Origin of the sequence: Micromonospora sp. DT227 (genome assembly GCF_049841835.1) — a bacterium.
Taxonomy (GTDB): domain Bacteria; phylum Actinomycetota; class Actinomycetes; order Mycobacteriales; family Micromonosporaceae; genus Micromonospora.
On the sequence record NZ_JBNCLA010000002.1, the window covers coordinates 150,888 to 166,495 of the forward strand.

The 15,608-nt window shown below is 72.5% G+C and carries 13 protein-coding genes; 4 read left to right on the plus strand and 9 right to left on the minus strand.

The annotated features are described in order from the left end of the window. Positions 1 to 115: 115 nt before the first annotated feature. From ACLQ2W_RS09670 to ACLQ2W_RS09685, 4 genes are all read right to left on the minus strand, one after another. Positions 116 to 1,804: an acyl-CoA mutase large subunit family protein gene (locus tag ACLQ2W_RS09670; protein WP_425786137.1), complete on the minus strand. Its 1,689-nt coding sequence runs from the start codon at positions 1,802 to 1,804 to the stop codon at positions 116 to 118. 208 nt (positions 1,805 to 2,012) lie between these two features. After that, entirely contained in the window at positions 2,013 to 2,426 is a 414-nt protein-coding gene (locus ACLQ2W_RS09675; protein ID WP_425786138.1) for an Asp23/Gls24 family envelope stress response protein, read from the minus strand. Between the two features lie 175 nt (positions 2,427 to 2,601). After that, the gene (gene meaB / locus ACLQ2W_RS09680; RefSeq protein ID WP_107157030.1) at positions 2,602 to 3,594 is read right to left on the minus strand and encodes a methylmalonyl Co-A mutase-associated GTPase MeaB; all 993 of its coding nucleotides are present in this window, start codon (positions 3,592 to 3,594) and stop codon (positions 2,602 to 2,604) included. Then, positions 3,591 to 4,790: an acetyl-CoA C-acetyltransferase gene (locus ACLQ2W_RS09685; RefSeq protein WP_405090965.1), complete on the minus strand. Its 1,200-nt coding sequence runs from the start codon at positions 4,788 to 4,790 to the stop codon at positions 3,591 to 3,593. Before ACLQ2W_RS09685 ends, meaB begins: the two co-directional genes overlap by 4 nt. Positions 4,791 to 4,850: 60 nt before the next feature. On the opposite strand from ACLQ2W_RS09685, the gene mce reads away from it, so the two are divergent. The 4 genes from mce (at position 4,851) to ACLQ2W_RS09705 (ending at position 10,704) form a co-directional block, all read left to right on the plus strand. Further along, positions 4,851 to 5,315: a methylmalonyl-CoA epimerase gene (mce, locus tag ACLQ2W_RS09690; protein WP_107157028.1), complete on the plus strand. Its 465-nt coding sequence runs from the start codon at positions 4,851 to 4,853 to the stop codon at positions 5,313 to 5,315. Between the two features lie 296 nt (positions 5,316 to 5,611). Beyond that, complete coding sequence (gene ccrA, locus ACLQ2W_RS09695) at positions 5,612 to 6,967, plus strand: crotonyl-CoA carboxylase/reductase (protein ID WP_357303415.1); 1,356 nt, start codon at positions 5,612 to 5,614, stop codon at positions 6,965 to 6,967. Between the two features lie 275 nt (positions 6,968 to 7,242). Then, entirely contained in the window at positions 7,243 to 8,499 is a 1,257-nt protein-coding gene (locus ACLQ2W_RS09700; protein WP_405090966.1) for a DivIVA domain-containing protein, read from the plus strand. A gap of 171 nt (positions 8,500 to 8,670) precedes the next feature. Further along, a complete protein-coding gene (locus ACLQ2W_RS09705) occupies positions 8,671 to 10,704 on the plus strand; it encodes a hypothetical protein (RefSeq protein WP_425786139.1) in 2,034 nt (677 codons plus the stop codon). Between the two features lie 155 nt (positions 10,705 to 10,859). Here ACLQ2W_RS09705 and ACLQ2W_RS09710 read toward each other — a convergent pair whose 3' ends face one another. The 5 genes from ACLQ2W_RS09710 to ACLQ2W_RS09730 form a co-directional block, all read right to left on the minus strand. Further along, entirely contained in the window at positions 10,860 to 11,669 is an 810-nt protein-coding gene (locus ACLQ2W_RS09710; protein ID WP_107157024.1) for an alpha/beta hydrolase, read from the minus strand. A 66-nt stretch (positions 11,670 to 11,735) separates the two neighbouring features. Beyond that, a complete protein-coding gene (locus ACLQ2W_RS09715; protein WP_425786472.1) occupies positions 11,736 to 12,068 on the minus strand; it encodes a hypothetical protein in 333 nt (110 codons plus the stop codon). 80 nt (positions 12,069 to 12,148) lie between these two features. Further along, positions 12,149 to 13,204: a hypothetical protein gene (locus ACLQ2W_RS09720; RefSeq protein ID WP_425786140.1), complete on the minus strand. Its 1,056-nt coding sequence runs from the start codon at positions 13,202 to 13,204 to the stop codon at positions 12,149 to 12,151. Next, positions 13,201 to 13,695, minus strand: a complete 495-nt coding sequence (locus ACLQ2W_RS09725) for a SigE family RNA polymerase sigma factor (RefSeq protein WP_425786141.1) — start codon at positions 13,693 to 13,695, stop codon at positions 13,201 to 13,203. The genes ACLQ2W_RS09720 and ACLQ2W_RS09725 overlap by 4 nt, the downstream gene beginning before the upstream one ends. A 40-nt stretch (positions 13,696 to 13,735) precedes the next feature. Continuing rightward, a complete protein-coding gene (locus ACLQ2W_RS09730; RefSeq protein WP_425786142.1) occupies positions 13,736 to 15,526 on the minus strand; it encodes a 3-hydroxyacyl-CoA dehydrogenase family protein in 1,791 nt (596 codons plus the stop codon). Positions 15,527 to 15,608: the final 82 nt, after the last annotated feature.

Consider the following 15,608-nt stretch of genomic DNA (forward strand, 5'->3'; position numbering starts at 1 on the left):
ACCGCACGGAACTCCGCTCACCCGCAACGGCGACGTTGCGACTCTCACCCCTGCTCAGAGTGCGCAAGAAGGGCCTTCCTGACAGACGCCGCGTCAGGAAGGCCCTTCCTCTCGCCTAGAAGCGGGCGGGCTCGCGGTAGACGCCCCACTCGCCGCGCAACGCGTCGCAGATCTCGCCCAGGGTGGCCTCGGCGCGGACCGCGTCCAGCATCGCCGGGATCATGTTCCCGCCGGTCCGGCTGACCTCCACCATCCGGCGTACGGCGGCGGTGACCGCGGCGTCGTCACGGGCCGACTTGCGCTCGGCCAGCACCCGACGCTGCTCCAGCTCCACCTCGTGCGAGATGCGGAGGATCTCCAGTTCCTTGGCGACCGTGCCGGTGTGGCAGTTGACGCCGACGATCTTCTTGTCGCCCTTCTCCAGCGCCTGCTGGTAGACGAACGCCGACTCGGCGATGTGCCCGGTGAACCAGCCGTCCTCGATGCCACGCAGGATGCCGGAGGTCATCGGCCCGATCTGGTGCGGTCCGTCGCCGCCGAGCTGCCGGATCCGGGCGAAGATCTCCTCCGCCTCGGCCTCGATCCGGTCGGTGAGCGCCTCGACGTACCAGGCGCCGCCGAGCGGGTCGGCCACGTTTGTCACGCCGATCTCCTCCATCAGCACCTGCTGCGTCCGCAGGGCGATCTCGGCCGACTCGTCGGTGGGCAGGGCCAGCGTCTCGTCCAGCGCGTTGGTGTGCAGCGAGTTGGTGCCGCCGAGCACCGCCGCCAGCGCCTCCACCGCGGTACGTACCACGTTGTTGACCGGCTGCTGGGCGGTCAGCGACACCCCGGCGGTCTGCGTGTGGAACCGCAGCCACATCGCCTTCTCGCTGGTCGCGCCGTACACGTCGCGCAGCCAGCGGGCCCAGATCCGGCGGGCGGCGCGGAACTTGGCGATCTCCTCGAAGAAGTCCAGGTGGGAGTCGAAGAAGAAGCTCAGCCCGGGGGCGAACACGTTGACGTCCAGCCCGCGCGACAGGCCCAGCTCGACGTAGCCGAACCCGTCGGCCAACGTGTACGCCAGCTCCTGCGCGGCGGTCGAGCCGGCCTCGCGGATGTGGTAGCCGGAGACCGAGAGCGGCTTGTAGCGGGGGATCTCCGCCGCGCAGTACTCCATCAGGTCGCCGATCAGGCGCAGGTGCGGCTCGGGGTCGAAGAGCCACTCCTTCTGCGCGATGTACTCCTTGAAGATGTCCGTCTGGAGCGTGCCGTCCAGCGTGGACACATCGGCGCCCTGGCGCTCGGCGGCGACCAGGTACATGCAGAACACCGGCACGGCCGGCCCGGAGATGGTCATCGAGGTGGTGACGCCGGCCAGGTCGATGCCGTCGAAGAGCACCTCCATGTCGGCGGCCGAGTCGATGGCCACGCCGCAGTGGCCGACCTCGCCGAGCGACTGCGGGTCGTCCGAGTCGCGGCCCATCAGCGTCGGCATGTCGAACGCGACGGAGAGCCCGCCACCGCCCGCGCCGAGGATCATCTTGTAGCGCTCGTTGGTCTGCTCGGCGTTGCCGAAGCCGGCGAACTGCCGGATGGTCCAGGCCCGTCCGCGGTAGCCGGTCGGGTGCAACCCCCGGGTGTACGGGAACTCGCCCGGCCAGCCGATCCGCTCGAAGCCCGGGTAGGCGGTCCCCTCCGGCGGGCCGTACACCGGGTCGACCGGCAGGCCGGAGAGCGTGGTGAAGTCCGCGTCGCGCTTGCGGGCGGCGTCGTAGCGGGCCTGCCAGCGGGCCCGGCCGGCGGCGATCTCGTCAGCGTCCATGCGCGGAGCTCCTCCTCGGTCCTCGTGAAGACCGAGTGTAGAACGAATGCCTGAACGATCGCTAAGGACCGGCGTATCGGCCGGTAACCCGGGAGTCGGGTGTGCTGGTCGCGCGGGTGGAACGGTATGGCTGTCACCGCGCCCGTTTGACGTTCCTGCCGTTCCACCCACCGCTCGCACTGCGCCCCGCCGCGAGCCCCACTCACCGTCAGCGCACAGCGGCGCCGGCGTCCCCGATCGCGACGTCGTCCACCCGAATGTTGATCTCGTCGACGCGCAGCCCGTACGCCTCGACCGCGGACGTGACCGCGGCCCGCACACCGTCGGTGACCTGCGGCACCGGGTGACCGCCGTCGATCACGATGACCAGGTTGACCACGGCCGCGCCGTCGGTGACATGGGCCGAGCAGCCGCGCCGGGCGTCACCGACCTGGTCCAGGCCGACCCGGTCCAGCACGGCGTTGAAGAACCGGGCCATGTCGCCGCCCAGTTCGGCCACCCCGGGCACGGACTTCGCGGCGGCCACCGCGATCTTCTCCACCACCTCGTCGGAGACGTGCGTCGTCCCGCCTGCCGTCGCCGCCGGCGTGATCGACAGCTCCTGCGTAGCCTCGTGCTCCACGCTCTCCCCCACCCTCGCTCCAACCGACCCCGGGAGCGTACAAGCCACGCGGCCCCGGCCACGCCCCCGCCCGACACCACCGTCGATCGTGGACTTTGTGCCCGGCGAATGCCCCTTTTGTCGCCTTTGCCGGGGCAGCAACCGCAAGATCGACGAGGGGTCGGGGGGGAGGGGGTCAGGTGGCTAGTTGGGTGAGGAGGTCGTCGGCGGCGGCGTAGGGGTCCAGGGCGCCCTGGGCGACCTTCGCGGCGAGCGCGGGGAGCTGCGTACCGTCGCGCAGTGAGCCGATCCGGGCGCGGAGCGCGCCCAGCGCGATCGCCTCGATCTCGGCGGCGGCCCGCGCCTCCCGGCGACGGCGCAGCTCGTCGTGGCGCTCCAGCCAGTCGCGGTGCTTGTCGATCGCGGCGGCGATGTCGTCGATGCCCTCGGCGCGGGCCGCGATCGCGCGCACCACCTGCGGACGCCACTCCCCCGGTCCACGCTCGCCCAGCGCGATCATGCCCTGGATGTCGCGGACCGTGGCGTCCGCGCCGTCCCGGTCGGCCTTGTTCACCACGAACACGTCGGCGATCTCCAGGATGCCGGCCTTGACCGCCTGGATCGCGTCACCCATGCCCGGCGCGAGCAGCACCAGCGTGGTGTCGGCAAGCGAGGCCACCTCCACCTCGGCCTGCCCCACCCCGACGGTCTCCACCAGCACCACGTCGCAGCCGGCGCCCTCCAGCACGCGCACCGCCTGGGGCGTCGCGGCGGAGAGCCCGCCGAGATGACCCCGGCTGGACATGGAACGGATGTAGACGCCGGGATCGGTGGCGTGATCCTGCATCCGGACCCGGTCGCCGAGGATCGCCCCGCCGGTGAACGGGCTGGACGGGTCGATGGCCAGCACGCCGACCCGGTGACCGCGCGCCCGCAGCGCGCGTACCAGCTCGTTCGTGGTGGTCGACTTGCCCACGCCCGGCGAACCGGTCAGCCCGACCACCTGGGCGTGCCCGGCGTACGGCGCGAGGGCCGCCGCGACCTGCGGCAGCACCTCGTCGCCGGACTCGACCAGGGTGATCAGCCGGGCCACCGCACGGGCGTCGCCGGCGCGGGCCCGCTCGACCAGCAGAGGTACGTCGCGGCTGCGGCGCACCGGAGGGGTGGCCGGGTTGGTCACGTCACTCACGCGTGCGACTCGCCGCCCGTCGGCACGTGGATGATCAGCGCGTCGCCCTGGCCGCCACCGCCGCAGAGCGCCGCCGCGCCGGTGCCGCCACCGCGCCGCTTCAGCTCCAGCGCCAGCGTGAGCACCAGCCGGGCGCCGGACATGCCGATCGGGTGGCCCAGCGCGATCGCGCCGCCGTTGACGTTGACCTTGTCCGCGCTGATCCCGAGGTCACGGGTGGACTGGATGCCGACCGCGGCGAACGCCTCGTTGATCTCGATGAGGTCGAGGTCGTCCAGGCTCAGGCCGCCCTTGCGCAGCGCGTGGTTGATGGCGTTGGACGGCTGCGAGTGCAGGGAGTTGTCCGGCCCGGCCACGTTGCCGTGCGCGCCGATCTCGGCCAGCCAGGTGAGGCCCAGCTCGGTGGCCTTGGCCTTGCTCATCACGACCACCGCGGCGGCGCCGTCGGAGATCGGCGAGGAACTGCCGGCGGTGATGGTGCCGTCCTTGGCGAAGGCGGGACGCAGCCGGCCCAGCGACTCGGCGGTGGTGTCCGGCCGGATGCCCTCGTCCTCGCTGACCACCAGCGGGTCGCCCTTGCGCTGCGGAATGATCACCGGGGTGATCTCCTCGGCGAAGTGGCCGTTCTTCTGGGCGGCGGCGGCGCGCTGGTGGCTGGCGGCGGCGAAGGCGTCCTGCTCCTGGCGGGTGATGCCGTGCTTCGCGCCGTGCCGCTCGGTGGACTCGCCCATCGAGCAGCAGTCCCAGGCGTCGGTGAGACCGTCGAGCGCCATGTGGTCCTTGACCGTGACGTCGCCGTACTTGTAGCCGGAGCGCTGCCCGAGCAGCAGGTGCGGGGCGTTGGTCATCGACTCCATGCCACCGGCCACCACGATGTCGAACTCGCCGGCCCGGATGAGCTGGTCGGCCAGCGCGATGGCGTCCAGCCCGGAGAGGCACACCTTGTTGATGGTCAGCGCCGGGGTGGACATCGGGATGCCGGCCTCGACGGCGGCCTGGCGGGCCGGGATCTGCCCGGCGCCGGCCTGGAGCACCTGCCCCATGATCACGTACTGCACCTGGTCCGGTGCCACGCCGGCGCGCTCCAGCGCGGCCTTGATCGCGATGCCACCGAGTGCGGTCGCGGGGAGGTCCTTGAGGTTGCCCAGCAGGCGCCCCATCGGGGTTCGCGCGCCGCTGACGATCACCGAAGCCATGCCTGCCTCCGAGGGGTGCCGACCTGTACGCCTTAACGATTGTTCGGTCAGACTAGCGCCATGGCTGAGAACTCCCCCGTCGAGCCCGCTGCCGAGTTTGTCACAGACATCGGCCTGCGCCGCATCGACCACGTCGGGATCGCGGTCGCGGACCTGGACGCCGCGATCGACTTCTACCAGCGCACCTTCGGGATGCGCTGCGTGCACACCGAGACCAACGACGAGCAGGGCGTACGCGAGGCGATGCTGGCGGTCGGGCCGGACGCCTCCGGCGGCATGGTGCAGCTGCTCGCCCCGCTCTCCCCGGACACCACCATCGGCAAGTTCCTGGACAAGCGCGGGCCGGGCATCCAGCAGGTCGCGTACACGGTGGCGGACATCGACGTGGCCTGCGCGGCGCTGCGCGAGCGCGGCGTCCGGCTGCTGTACGAGGCGCCCCGGCGCGGCACGTCGGACTCCCGGGTGAACTTCGTGCACCCGAAGGACGCCGGCGGCGTGCTGATCGAACTGGTCCAACCCGCCTGAGGTGTTAGGAAGGGGCCCTTGTTAACAGACGTCTGTTAACAAGGGCCCCTTCCTAACAAGTGGGAAGACGCGCGGCCATGCGCGGTTGCGCGTTCCCACGGACATCTCCACGCATCGGCCGATGCAGTTTTTCACACAGCCCTTCCGACCCAAGCTACCGTTCAGTAACGTCCCGGCCCACAGGAGCGCGACCGGTGCCGGATGTGTCGATTGCCGACATGGCGGTCCCGTCGCACCGGCGCCGACGATGGCAGCACCCCTGCCCCGGTGCGGGTGCTGACGAACGGGAGGTCACCGTGCAGGACATCCTTGAAGCGATCATGGCGACGGAGGGCTCGGCGCGGCCGGAACGGGACCTCGCCGGCCTGGCCGGCCTGCCGGTGCCGGAGAGCTACCGGGGCGTGGTGGTGCGGGCCGAGGACACCCGGATGTTCGAGGGCATGGCCACCCGGGACAAGGACCCGCGCAAGGCGCTGCACGTCCAGGAGGTGCCCACCCCCGAGCTGGGGCCGGGCGAGGCGCTGGTCGCGGTCATGGCCAGCGCGATCAACTACAACACGGTGTGGACCAGCATCTTCGAGCCGCTGCCCACCTTCAAGTTCCTCCAGCGTTACGGCCGGCTCTCCGAGCTGACCCGCCGCCACGACCTGCCGTACCACGTGGTCGGCTCGGACGCGGCCGGCGTGGTGCTGCGGACCGGCCCCGGCGTGACCCGGTGGAAGACCGGCGACGAGGTGGTCGCGCACTGCCTGTCGGTCGAGCTGGAGGACGCCGCCGGCCACGACGACACCATGCTCGACCCGCAGCAGCGGATCTGGGGCTTCGAGACCAACTTCGGCGGCCTGGCCGAGCTGTGCGTGGTCAAGGCCAACCAGCTGATGCCGAAGCCGCGCCACCTGAGCTGGGAGGAGGCGGCCAGCCCCGGGCTGGTCAACTCCACCGCGTACCGGCAGCTCGTCTCGCACCACGGCGCGAACATGAAGCAGGGCGACGTGGTGCTGATCTGGGGCGCCTCCGGCGGCCTGGGCGGCTACGCGACCCAGATGGCGCTGGGCGGCGGCGCGATCCCGGTCTGCGTGGTCTCCTCGCCGGAGAAGGCCGAGCTGTGCCGGCGGATGGGCGCCGAGCTGGTCATCGACCGCACCGCCGAGGGCTTCCGGTTCTGGTCCGACGAGCACACGCAGGACCAGGACGAGTGGCGGCGCTTCGGCGAGCGGATCCGCGAGCTGACCGGTGGCGAGGACCCGGACATCGTCTTCGAGCACCCGGGTCGGGAGACGTTCGGCGCCAGCGTCTACGTCGCCAAGAAGGGCGGCACGATCGTCACCTGCGCCTCCACCAGCGGGTTCCTGCACCAGTACGACAACCGCTACCTGTGGATGCACCTCAAGCGCATCGTCGGCAGCCACTTCGCCAACTACCACGAGGCGTGGCAGGCCAACCGGCTCGTCGCGCTCGGCAAGGTGCATCCGACGGTGTCGAGGACGTACCCGCTGGAGCAGACCGGTCAGGCCGCGTACGAGGTGCACCGCAACGCGCACCAGGGCAAGGTCGGCGTGCGCTGCCTGGCGCCCACCGACGGGCTCGGCGTCCGGGACACCGAGCTGCGCTCCCGGCACGAAAGCGCGATCAACCGGTTCCGCGGGCACTGACCGTACGGCGTCGACGGATTGCCTTTCCGGCGGAGCGGGACGCCATTCGACTGTCGCCCGGACAGTCATGAAGACAGTCGTGAACACAAAGGGCCGCGGGCACCCGTCCGCGGCCCTTTCCCGCCGACCGTCCGGCGCCGCCGTCCGGCCCGGGACCTGCCAAGATCGCCGATTGGTCCGGTCCCCCGGCCGGCAGAAGTTGACCATGTAAAGAGGACGCGAAAGCTGCCGACCACTCTTGCGAACCACCCTGGGGGGTCTGCGAGTATGTCCCAATGCCCCAGCAGCAGTCCTCCCCTCTTGCGTTCTTCGATAACGCGAACTCACAGCCCGATTTCACTGTTGGCCTGCGCGGATACAACACCAACCAGGTCGACGACTTCATCGGCCGGCTGAGCGCCGCACTCAGCCAGTCCGAGCAGGCCCGCGCCGAGGCCGAGCAGCGGATGAACGACGCCCAGCGTCGGCTCCGGCAGGCCGAGCAGCGCCAGGGTGCGCTCGAGCAGAAGCTCACCGAGACCAACAAGCAGCTCGAGGAGAACAGCCGGCCGACCCTCTCCGGCCTGGGCACCCGCGTCGAGCAGATCCTGCGGCTGGCCGAGGAGCAGGCCAACGACCACCGCAACGAGGCCAAGCGCGAGTCGGAGGGCATCCTCTCCGCCGCCCGGCTGGAGGCGCGCGAGATCACCGACAAGGCGCGCGCCGAGGCCGCCGCCATGAAGGCCACCGCCGAGCGGGAGGCCGGCACCGTCCGCACCGCCGCCGAGCGGGAGGCCGCCGAGGTCCGCGTGCAGGCCCGCCGGGAGGCGGACACGCTGCGCTCCGACGCCGACCGGGAGACCAAGCAGCTGCGTACGGTCACCGCGCACGAGGTGGCCGAGCTGAAGTCGACGGTCGAGCGGGAGGTCGCCACGCTGCGCGCCACCGCCGAGCGGGAGATCACCCAGCAGCGGGCCAAGGCCGCCCGGGAGGCCGAGGAGAAGCGGGCCGAGGCGACCAAGCTGCTCACCGACGCGCGCGACAAGCGCGACAAGGACCTCCAGGCCCTGGAGCTCCAGCTCGCCGAGCGGCGCGAAAAGTCCGAGCGCGAGGAGTCGGCGCGGCACGCCGCCCAGGTCACGCAGACCCAGAAGATGGTCAACGAGGCCGAGCAGCGGGCCCGGGCCGCCCAGGAGCGGGCCAAGGAGATCGAGCAGCGGGCCGAGTCGCGCCGGGTCGAGTCCGAGCGCACCGCCAACGACACGGTCGACAAGGCCAAGGCGCTGGCCGACAAGACGCTCAACGAGGCGCGGGCCGAGGCGCAGCGGGTGCTCAACGAGGCGCGCACCGAGGCGGAGCTGACCACGCAGGCGGCCCGCCGCGAGGTCGAGGACCTGACCCGCCAGAAGGACGCGGTCACCTCCCAGCTCGGGCAGATGCTCTCCGGCCTGGCCGGCATCGTGCCGGGCGTGCCGGCGGGCGGCAACAAGGCGGCCGAGACGCCGAAGGCCGACACCTCCGGGCAGAAGGTCACGGCCGAGTCGGCCGGCTGAGCCACCACCCGCTGACGGGGCATGAGCCACGGCGCGGGGTGACACCGGGTAACCGGTGCCACCCCGCGCCGTCATGCTTTCCCCGGCCCGTTTCGCCACGAGGGTGAAGTAGGTCCCAGAAGGGGCGTCCGTATCGCCCCCGCGGAGGCGGAGGCGTGTGAGGATGGGGGCATGTCGCACGGCGAGGAACTGTTCGCGCTCGGCGGGGACGTGACCACGGAGCCCAGCTTCGAGTCCGCGCTGCGGGGATACGAGAAACGACAGGTCGACCGCTACGTCGCCCGCGCGGAACACGAGATCGCGGCGCTGACCACCGAGCGGGAACAGGCGTACACCCAGATCCACAAGCTCGCCGGCCAGGTCGAGGTGCTCCAGCGCGATCTCGCCCAGGTGCGCAAGCAGGTCGGTGTGGTGGACCGCGCCTCGTTCCGGCACCTCGGTCCCCGGGTCGAGCAGATCCTCACCATGGCCGAGGAGCAGGCCGACGACATCCTCGCCGCCGCCAACGAGGAGATCGAGGCCCGTCGGGCCGCCGCCGAGCACATCGTCGAGGAGGCCCGGGAGCAGGCCGCGCAGGCGCTCAAGGACTTCGAGATCGCGCTCGCCGCCCGCCGCGCCGAGGAGGAGCGGCACACCGCGACCCGCAAGGCCGAGGCCGAGGCGACGCTGAAGGCCGCCAGGGACGAGTCCGCCAAGCTGCGTACGGCCGCCCAGGACGAGGCCGAGAAGCTGCGCCGGACCGCCCAGGACGCGCTGGCCAAGGCGCAGCAGGAGGCCACCCAGCTACGGGACACCGCCAAGGAGATCCACGCCCGCGCCCAGCAGGAGGCGGCCCGGCTGCGCGAGGCGGCCAAGGAGGTGCTGGCCAAGGCGCAGCAGGAGGCCAACCAGCTCCGCGAGGCGGCCAAGGAGGTGCACGTCAAGGGCCAGCAGGAGGCCAAGCGGCTCACCGACGCCGCCGCCGAGGCGGGCCGGGCCACCCACGCCAAGGCGCTCGCCGAGGCCAAGAAGATCGTCGACGACGCGGAGGAGGCCGCCAAGGCCACCCGCGGCCGGGCCCGCACCGAGGCCAGCCGGCTCACCACCGAGGCCACCGAGGCCGGCAAGCGCAACCGCGCCGAGGTCGAGGCGTACGTGCAGCGGATGCGCACCGAGACCGAGGCGTACGTGCAGCAGTCCCGCGCGCAGACCCAGCAGGAGCTGGGCGCGTGGCGGGCCGGGGTGGAGAAGGAGGTCGCCGGCCAGCGCGAGAAGGCGGAGAAGGAGCTGGCCCAGCGCCGCGCCACCGCCGAGCAGGAGTTCGCCAAGCGCCGCGACGAGCTCGACAAGCAGCACACCAGCCGGCACGAGGAGCTGGAGCAGGCGTACGCTGCCCGGCGCGACGAGATCGAGCGCAACGCCGCGAGCATCCGGCAGGCCGCCGAGGAAGACGCGCTCACCATGCGGCAGCAGGCCGAGCTGGAGGCCGCCGAGCTGCTGCGCCGGGCCGAGGCGGACGCCACCGAGCAGCGCCGCCGGGCCGACGAGCACGTGGCGGCCTCGCGTCGCCAGTTCGAGGAGTACGCGGCCACCACCCAGCAGCACCTGGCCACCACCCAGCAGCACCTCGCCGCCACCCAGCAGGAGGTGGCCGCCGGCCGACAGCAGCTCGCCCACGTGATGCTGGAGATCGCCACGGCGCAGCAGGAGCTGGCCGACCTGCGCACCGCGACGTGGAAGTCCCGGCAGGAGTCCGACGACCTGGAGCGCCGGCTCACCGAGCTGCGTCGGGACGCCGACTCGGCCGGCATCTCGGCCACCCCGGTCGACCCGGCGGAGCTGGCCACCGCCGCCACCGGCGGCCGGCCGGCGGGGGACGGCGTACCCGTGGGTGGCGGCGCCCCGGCGGGTCGTGGCCCGGCGAAGGGCACCGCCACGGTGTCGGCCAACGGCGCCGGGCCGGAGCAGGGCGGGACCCGGTCGGCCGGCGAGCCGGCGGAGGCCGGGCCGGCGAAGCCGATCGCGGAACCGGTGACCACGATGGACTCGGCCGCCGGCGCGGGTGTCGACGGGGAGCCCACCGTGGCCGCCGTGCCGGGCGAGGGTGGCCGGGGCGCCACCCCCACGAAGATCACCAGCACCGGCGAGAACGGCAAGCGCCCGACCAAGCCCACCACCGACGAGCGCAGCGCCAAGCCCAGCGCCGTCACCGTCGACAAGGACTGACCCACCCAGAGAGCGCCGACCGACCCCGTCGATCATGAAGTTGACGGCGCGGGGAGCGCTCTCCGGGGCGGTCAACTTCATGATCGACCGTCAGGTCCGTCAGGTCCGTGAGGTCCGTGAGGGGGTGCTGGGGATGCCAGGACGCTCGGTGAGCGCTACTCGGCGCTTCGCTGGGCGGGGCCGGGGACCGGGGTGTCGGCGAACGCGGCCACCGTCCGGTCCGCGTACGCGCTGACGTCGCCGGTCTCCATCGGGCCGTCCCAGCTCGTCGGCAGCGGCACCGGCACGCCCGGGGCGACCCGCCGGACGATCTCGTCGAGCGCCTTCTCGGCGTCGCCGACCCAGAGGTGCTTGGCGCCGTCCACGCCGACCACCTCGGCCTGCGGCACGGCGGCGAACCGCTGCCGGGCCTCGTCCGGGCGCAGGTAGTCGTCGAACTCCGGCACCAGGGCGGTCAGCGGCCGGCCCGACTCGGCCCAGACCGCGAGATCCTCCGGGGCGGAGAAGCGCAGCGGCGGGGAGAGCAGGATCGCGCCGGCGACAGCCGGGTCGCAGCCGTACTTCAGCGCCAGGTCGGTGCCGAACGACCAGCCGACCAGCCAGATGTTCGGCAGCTCGTGGAACTCGGCGTACTCGATCGCGGCGGCCACGTCGAACCGCTCGCTGACGGCGTTGTCGAACGCCCCCTCGCTGGTGCCGCGGACGCTGCTGGTGCCCCGGGTGTTGAACCGCAGCACGGCCAGGTCGGCCAGCGCGGGCAGCCGCCAGGCGGCCTTGCGCAACACGTGGCTGTCCATCATCCCGCCGTGGGTGGGCAGCGGGTGCAGGCACACCAGCGTGCCGACCGGCTCGCGCTCCACCGGCCGGGCCAGCTCGCCGACGAGTGTCAGCCCGTCGGCGGTGTGCAGCTCGATGTCCTCCCGGCGGCCGGGCAGGATCGACGACGCGCGAATCGGAGTGCTCACCGTGCCAGTGTCCCGCGCCGCCGGCCCCGCCGCCCGCCGGGGCGGGAACCGGGTGATCCAGATCGCTCAGCCGTGCCGGGGGGCGCCCCGGCCGCGCTGGAGGTTGGGGCCGCGCCGGTCCCGGGCCCGCCAGCAGCCGCTGTGCCAGTGCCGGCGGTCGGTCAGGTCACCCCGGTCGTCGGCCGGCCAGGCCACCAGGTGCGCCACGCCCGGACGGATCTCCTGGTCACACCCGGGACAACGGTACGTCTTGGCGGACGCGCCGCCGCTGATCCCCCGCACCTGCCAGTCGCCGTCGCGCCACTGCTGCACGGTCGGCACGCCGTGGCGGGCTCGGTCGGCGTCCAGACCGGTGGTCTCGTCCCGGCGGGGCCGATTGCGACGGGGGCTCACGGTCACCAAGCGTACGGCCCGCATCCGGGCGATCCTGGTACGGCCCCGCCCATCCCGGGGCGGCTCCGTACCAGGATCTCGCACGGTCAGGGCCACGTCGTCAGGTCGGACGGGTCCTTTGCCAGTCGCGCGTCGGCAAGCAGCATCCCCGCCTCCGCCTCGGTGAATCCGGGCGCCGCCGCCCCGACGGTGGCCTTCAGCTCCACCTTCGGGACGCCGACCAGGTCGAGCGTCCATCCACCGGGCACCACGTACGCCGGCCGGCCGGCGTACGACCGGTTGGCCTTGGTGCTGGTGCCGGCGCCCACCGCGTAGCGATACCAGACGGTCATCGTCGCGCCGTTCCGCTTCACCGAGAACTGGGCGGTGACCAACTTCGGGTACGAGGAGACGTCGGCGCGGCACGAGTCGACCATCGATCCCTCCGGAAGCGCGTCGATCCGTACCGGCGCGGCGCACCGGCGTGCCTGGTCCCACCGGAGGGCGTTCACCGCTCGGGCCAGCGCCGGGAGGTCCCCGCTGCTGGTGGCCGCGCGGGCGAAGACTCCCGGTGCGGGCTGCCAGGACTGGATCCAGGCGACGGGCGTGCGACCGTCCGTGCCGACCCTGGACCAGCGCCCACCGTCGAACCTGAGCCGTTCCCGGCTCACCTGCGCCGAAAACCCCTCGATCTCGCGGATATCGAGTTCCTGCCGGGAACGCGCCACCTGCACCGTGACCGGCGGCCCGTGCCCGGTGTCCACCTGGACCGACTCGACCTGGCCGAGGACCTCCCAGTTCAGGTAACGGACCTGGGTCGGGTCGACGCCGAAGTGCAGCACCCCCGGATCGGTGCCGACCCGGGCCGGGTCGGTGGCCGCCCCCGGCACCCCGTCGGCCGGCGGCGGCACCGGGGGCGGGGGCGTCGCCGGCGTCGTGGCCGCCCAGGGCAGGCGCTCGGCCAGCCCGCCCACGTCCGCCCGCACCACCCCGACGAGGCCGAGCACGCCGACCAGGGTGAGCGCGGTGCCGGCGGTGATCCGGCGGCGGGCCTGCCGGCGCCGGCCGAGCGTGCGGGAACCGCGCAGCAGGCGGTCGGCGTCGACGTCCCCGTCGGCGTGCTCCCGCAGCGCCGACGCGATCCGCTGGTCGAGGTCGGTCACGGCCGGCTCCCCTTGGTCGTCGGGACGCCGCAGCGCTCCCGGAGGTGGGCGAGCGCCCGCATCGCGTGGGTGCGGACGGTGACCGGGGAGCAGTCGAGGATCTGGGCGATCGTCGCGTCGTCCAGGTCCTCGTAGTAGCGCAGCACGAGCACGGCGCGCTGGCGGTCGGGCAGGGCGCGGATCAGCCGCCACATCTCGTCCCGGTCGGCCGCCTCGCCGTCGAGGTCGCCCCGCTCGGGCCGCTCGGCGAATGTGTCCATCGCCAGCTCGCGGTTGGACCGCCGCCGCCACCAGGAGTGGTTGGCGTTGACGAGCATCCGGCGTACGTACACGTCGGGCCGGTCGACGCGGGCGATCCGCCGCCAGTGCACGTACGCGCGGGCCAGCACGTCCTGGGTCAGGTCCTCGGCGCGGTGCGCGTCGCCGGTCAGCAGCCGGGCCAGGCGCAACAGGGCCGGGCCCCGGCTGCCGACGTACTCCTCGAAGGTCACACCCTCATGACGCCGTCACCGGCGCGGGCCGTTGACGCGGTCAGCGGTTGGTGTGGTCGCGGAACCCGCGACCGCTCTTGCGGCCCAGGTAGCCGGCGGTGACCAGGTGCTCCAGCAGCGGCGCCGGCGCGAAGCCGGGCTCGCGCAGTTCGAGGTACAGCTCCCGCTGGATGGCCAGCGAGACGTCCAGGCCGACCACGTCGAGCAGCTCGAACGGGCCCATCGGGTACCCGCAGCCGAGCTTCATCGCGTGGTCGATGTCGTCGGCGGTGGAGTAGCTGGCCTCCAGCATCTTCACCGCGTCGTTCAGGTACGGGAAGAGCAGCGCGTTGACGATGAAACCGGACCGGTCGCCACAGACCACGCCGGTCTTGCCGAGCGTGGCGCAGACCGCGCGGGCGGTGGCCGACGTCTCGGCGGAGGTGCGGATGGTCCGCACGATCTCCACCAGCGGCATGATCGGCGCCGGGTTGAAGAAGTGCAGGCCGATCACGTCGGCCGGGCGCTGGGTGGCCATCGCCACGTCGATCACCGGCAGCGACGAGGTGGTGGTGGCGAGCACCACGCCCGGCTTGCAGATCTCGTCCAGGCTGGCGAACAGCGCCTTCTTGACGCTCAGCTCCTCGACCACGGCCTCGACCACCAGGTCGACGTCGGCGAGGTGCTCCAGCGTGGCGGACCAGGTGATCCGGCCCAGCGCGGCGTCCCGGTCGGTCTCGGCGAGCTTGCCCCGGACGACACCCTTGTTGAGCGAGGTCTTGACCGCCTCGCAGACCTTGGCGGACTTCTCCGCGCCCCGGGTCACCGAGATGACCTCGTAGCCGGCCTTGGCGAAGACCTCGATGATGCCGGTGGCCATGGTCCCGGAGCCGACCACGCCGACCTTCGCGACCACGCGCGCGCCGTCGGCGAGCGCGGCCTCCGCGGCCACCGGGGTGTGCTCGTCGGGTACGACCTTGGGCGAGCCCGGCCGCTCGTAGGTGTAGAAGCCGCGGCCGGACTTCCGGCCGAGCAGCCCGGCGGTGACCATCTGCTTGAGCAGCGGGGCCGGGGCGTGCCGGCGGTCCCGGCCGCCGCGCCGGTACATCGTGTCCAGGATCTCGTACGCGGTGTCCAGGCCGATCAGGTCCATCAGCGCCAGCGGGCCCATCGGCAGGCCGCAGCCGAGCTTCATGGCCGCGTCGATGTCCTCGCGGGTGGCGTAGCGCGCCTCGAACATGCCGACCGCGTGGTTCAGGTAGCCGAAGAGCAGCGCGTTCGCGATGAAGCCGGCCCGGTCGCTGATCGTCACGTCGACCTTGCCGAGGCGGGCGCAGAGCGCCTCCACGTCGGCCACCACCTCGGCGGAGGTGACCACCGTGCGAACCACCTCGACCAGCTTCATCACCGGGGCGGGGTTGAAGAAGTGGATGCCGATGACCTGGTTCGGCCGGGTGGTGGCGACCGAGATCTCGGTGACGCTCAGCGACGAGGTGTTGGTGGCCAGGATGGCGTCGGGCTTGCAGACCCGGTCCAGCTCGGCGAAGATCCGCTGCTTGAGGTCCAGGTGCTCGGGCACCGCCTCGATCACCAGGTCCACGTCGTGCAGCGCGCCCAGCCCGACCCGGAAGTCCACCCGCGCCAGCAGCGCGTCCCGGTCGGCCTCGGCGAGCTTGCCCTTGGCCACCGCGCGGTCGGTGGAACCGGTGAGCGTGACCCGGCCGCGTTCCAGCGCGGCGTCGGAGATCTCCACCGCGGTCACGTCGACGCCGTTGCGGGCGAACACCTCGACGATGCCGGCACCCATGGTGCCCAGACCCACCACGCCCACCCGGGTGAACTCGCGCGCCACGACCGGCCTCCCTCGGTTGCCTCCGCCGTTGCCGACATGAACGGCCGCTAAGGTTATGCGCCGGAGTCTGCCACGTGACGCT

Bases quoted from the DNA above. Each gene is read 5' to 3' on its own strand.
- ACLQ2W_RS09670 (WP_425786137.1), bottom strand. From the start codon at position 1,804: ATGGACGCTGACGAGATCGCCGCCGGCCGGGCCCGCTGGCAGGCCCGC.
- ACLQ2W_RS09685 (WP_405090965.1), bottom strand. From the start codon at position 4,790: ATGGCTTCGGTGATCGTCAGCGGCGCGCGAACCCCGATGGGGCGCCTG.
- mce (WP_107157028.1), top strand. From the start codon at position 4,851: ATGGCTGAGAACTCCCCCGTCGAGCCCGCTGCCGAGTTTGTCACAGAC.
- ACLQ2W_RS09700 (WP_405090966.1), top strand. From the start codon at position 7,243: ATGCCCCAGCAGCAGTCCTCCCCTCTTGCGTTCTTCGATAACGCGAAC.
- ACLQ2W_RS09705 (WP_425786139.1), top strand. From the start codon at position 8,671: ATGTCGCACGGCGAGGAACTGTTCGCGCTCGGCGGGGACGTGACCACG.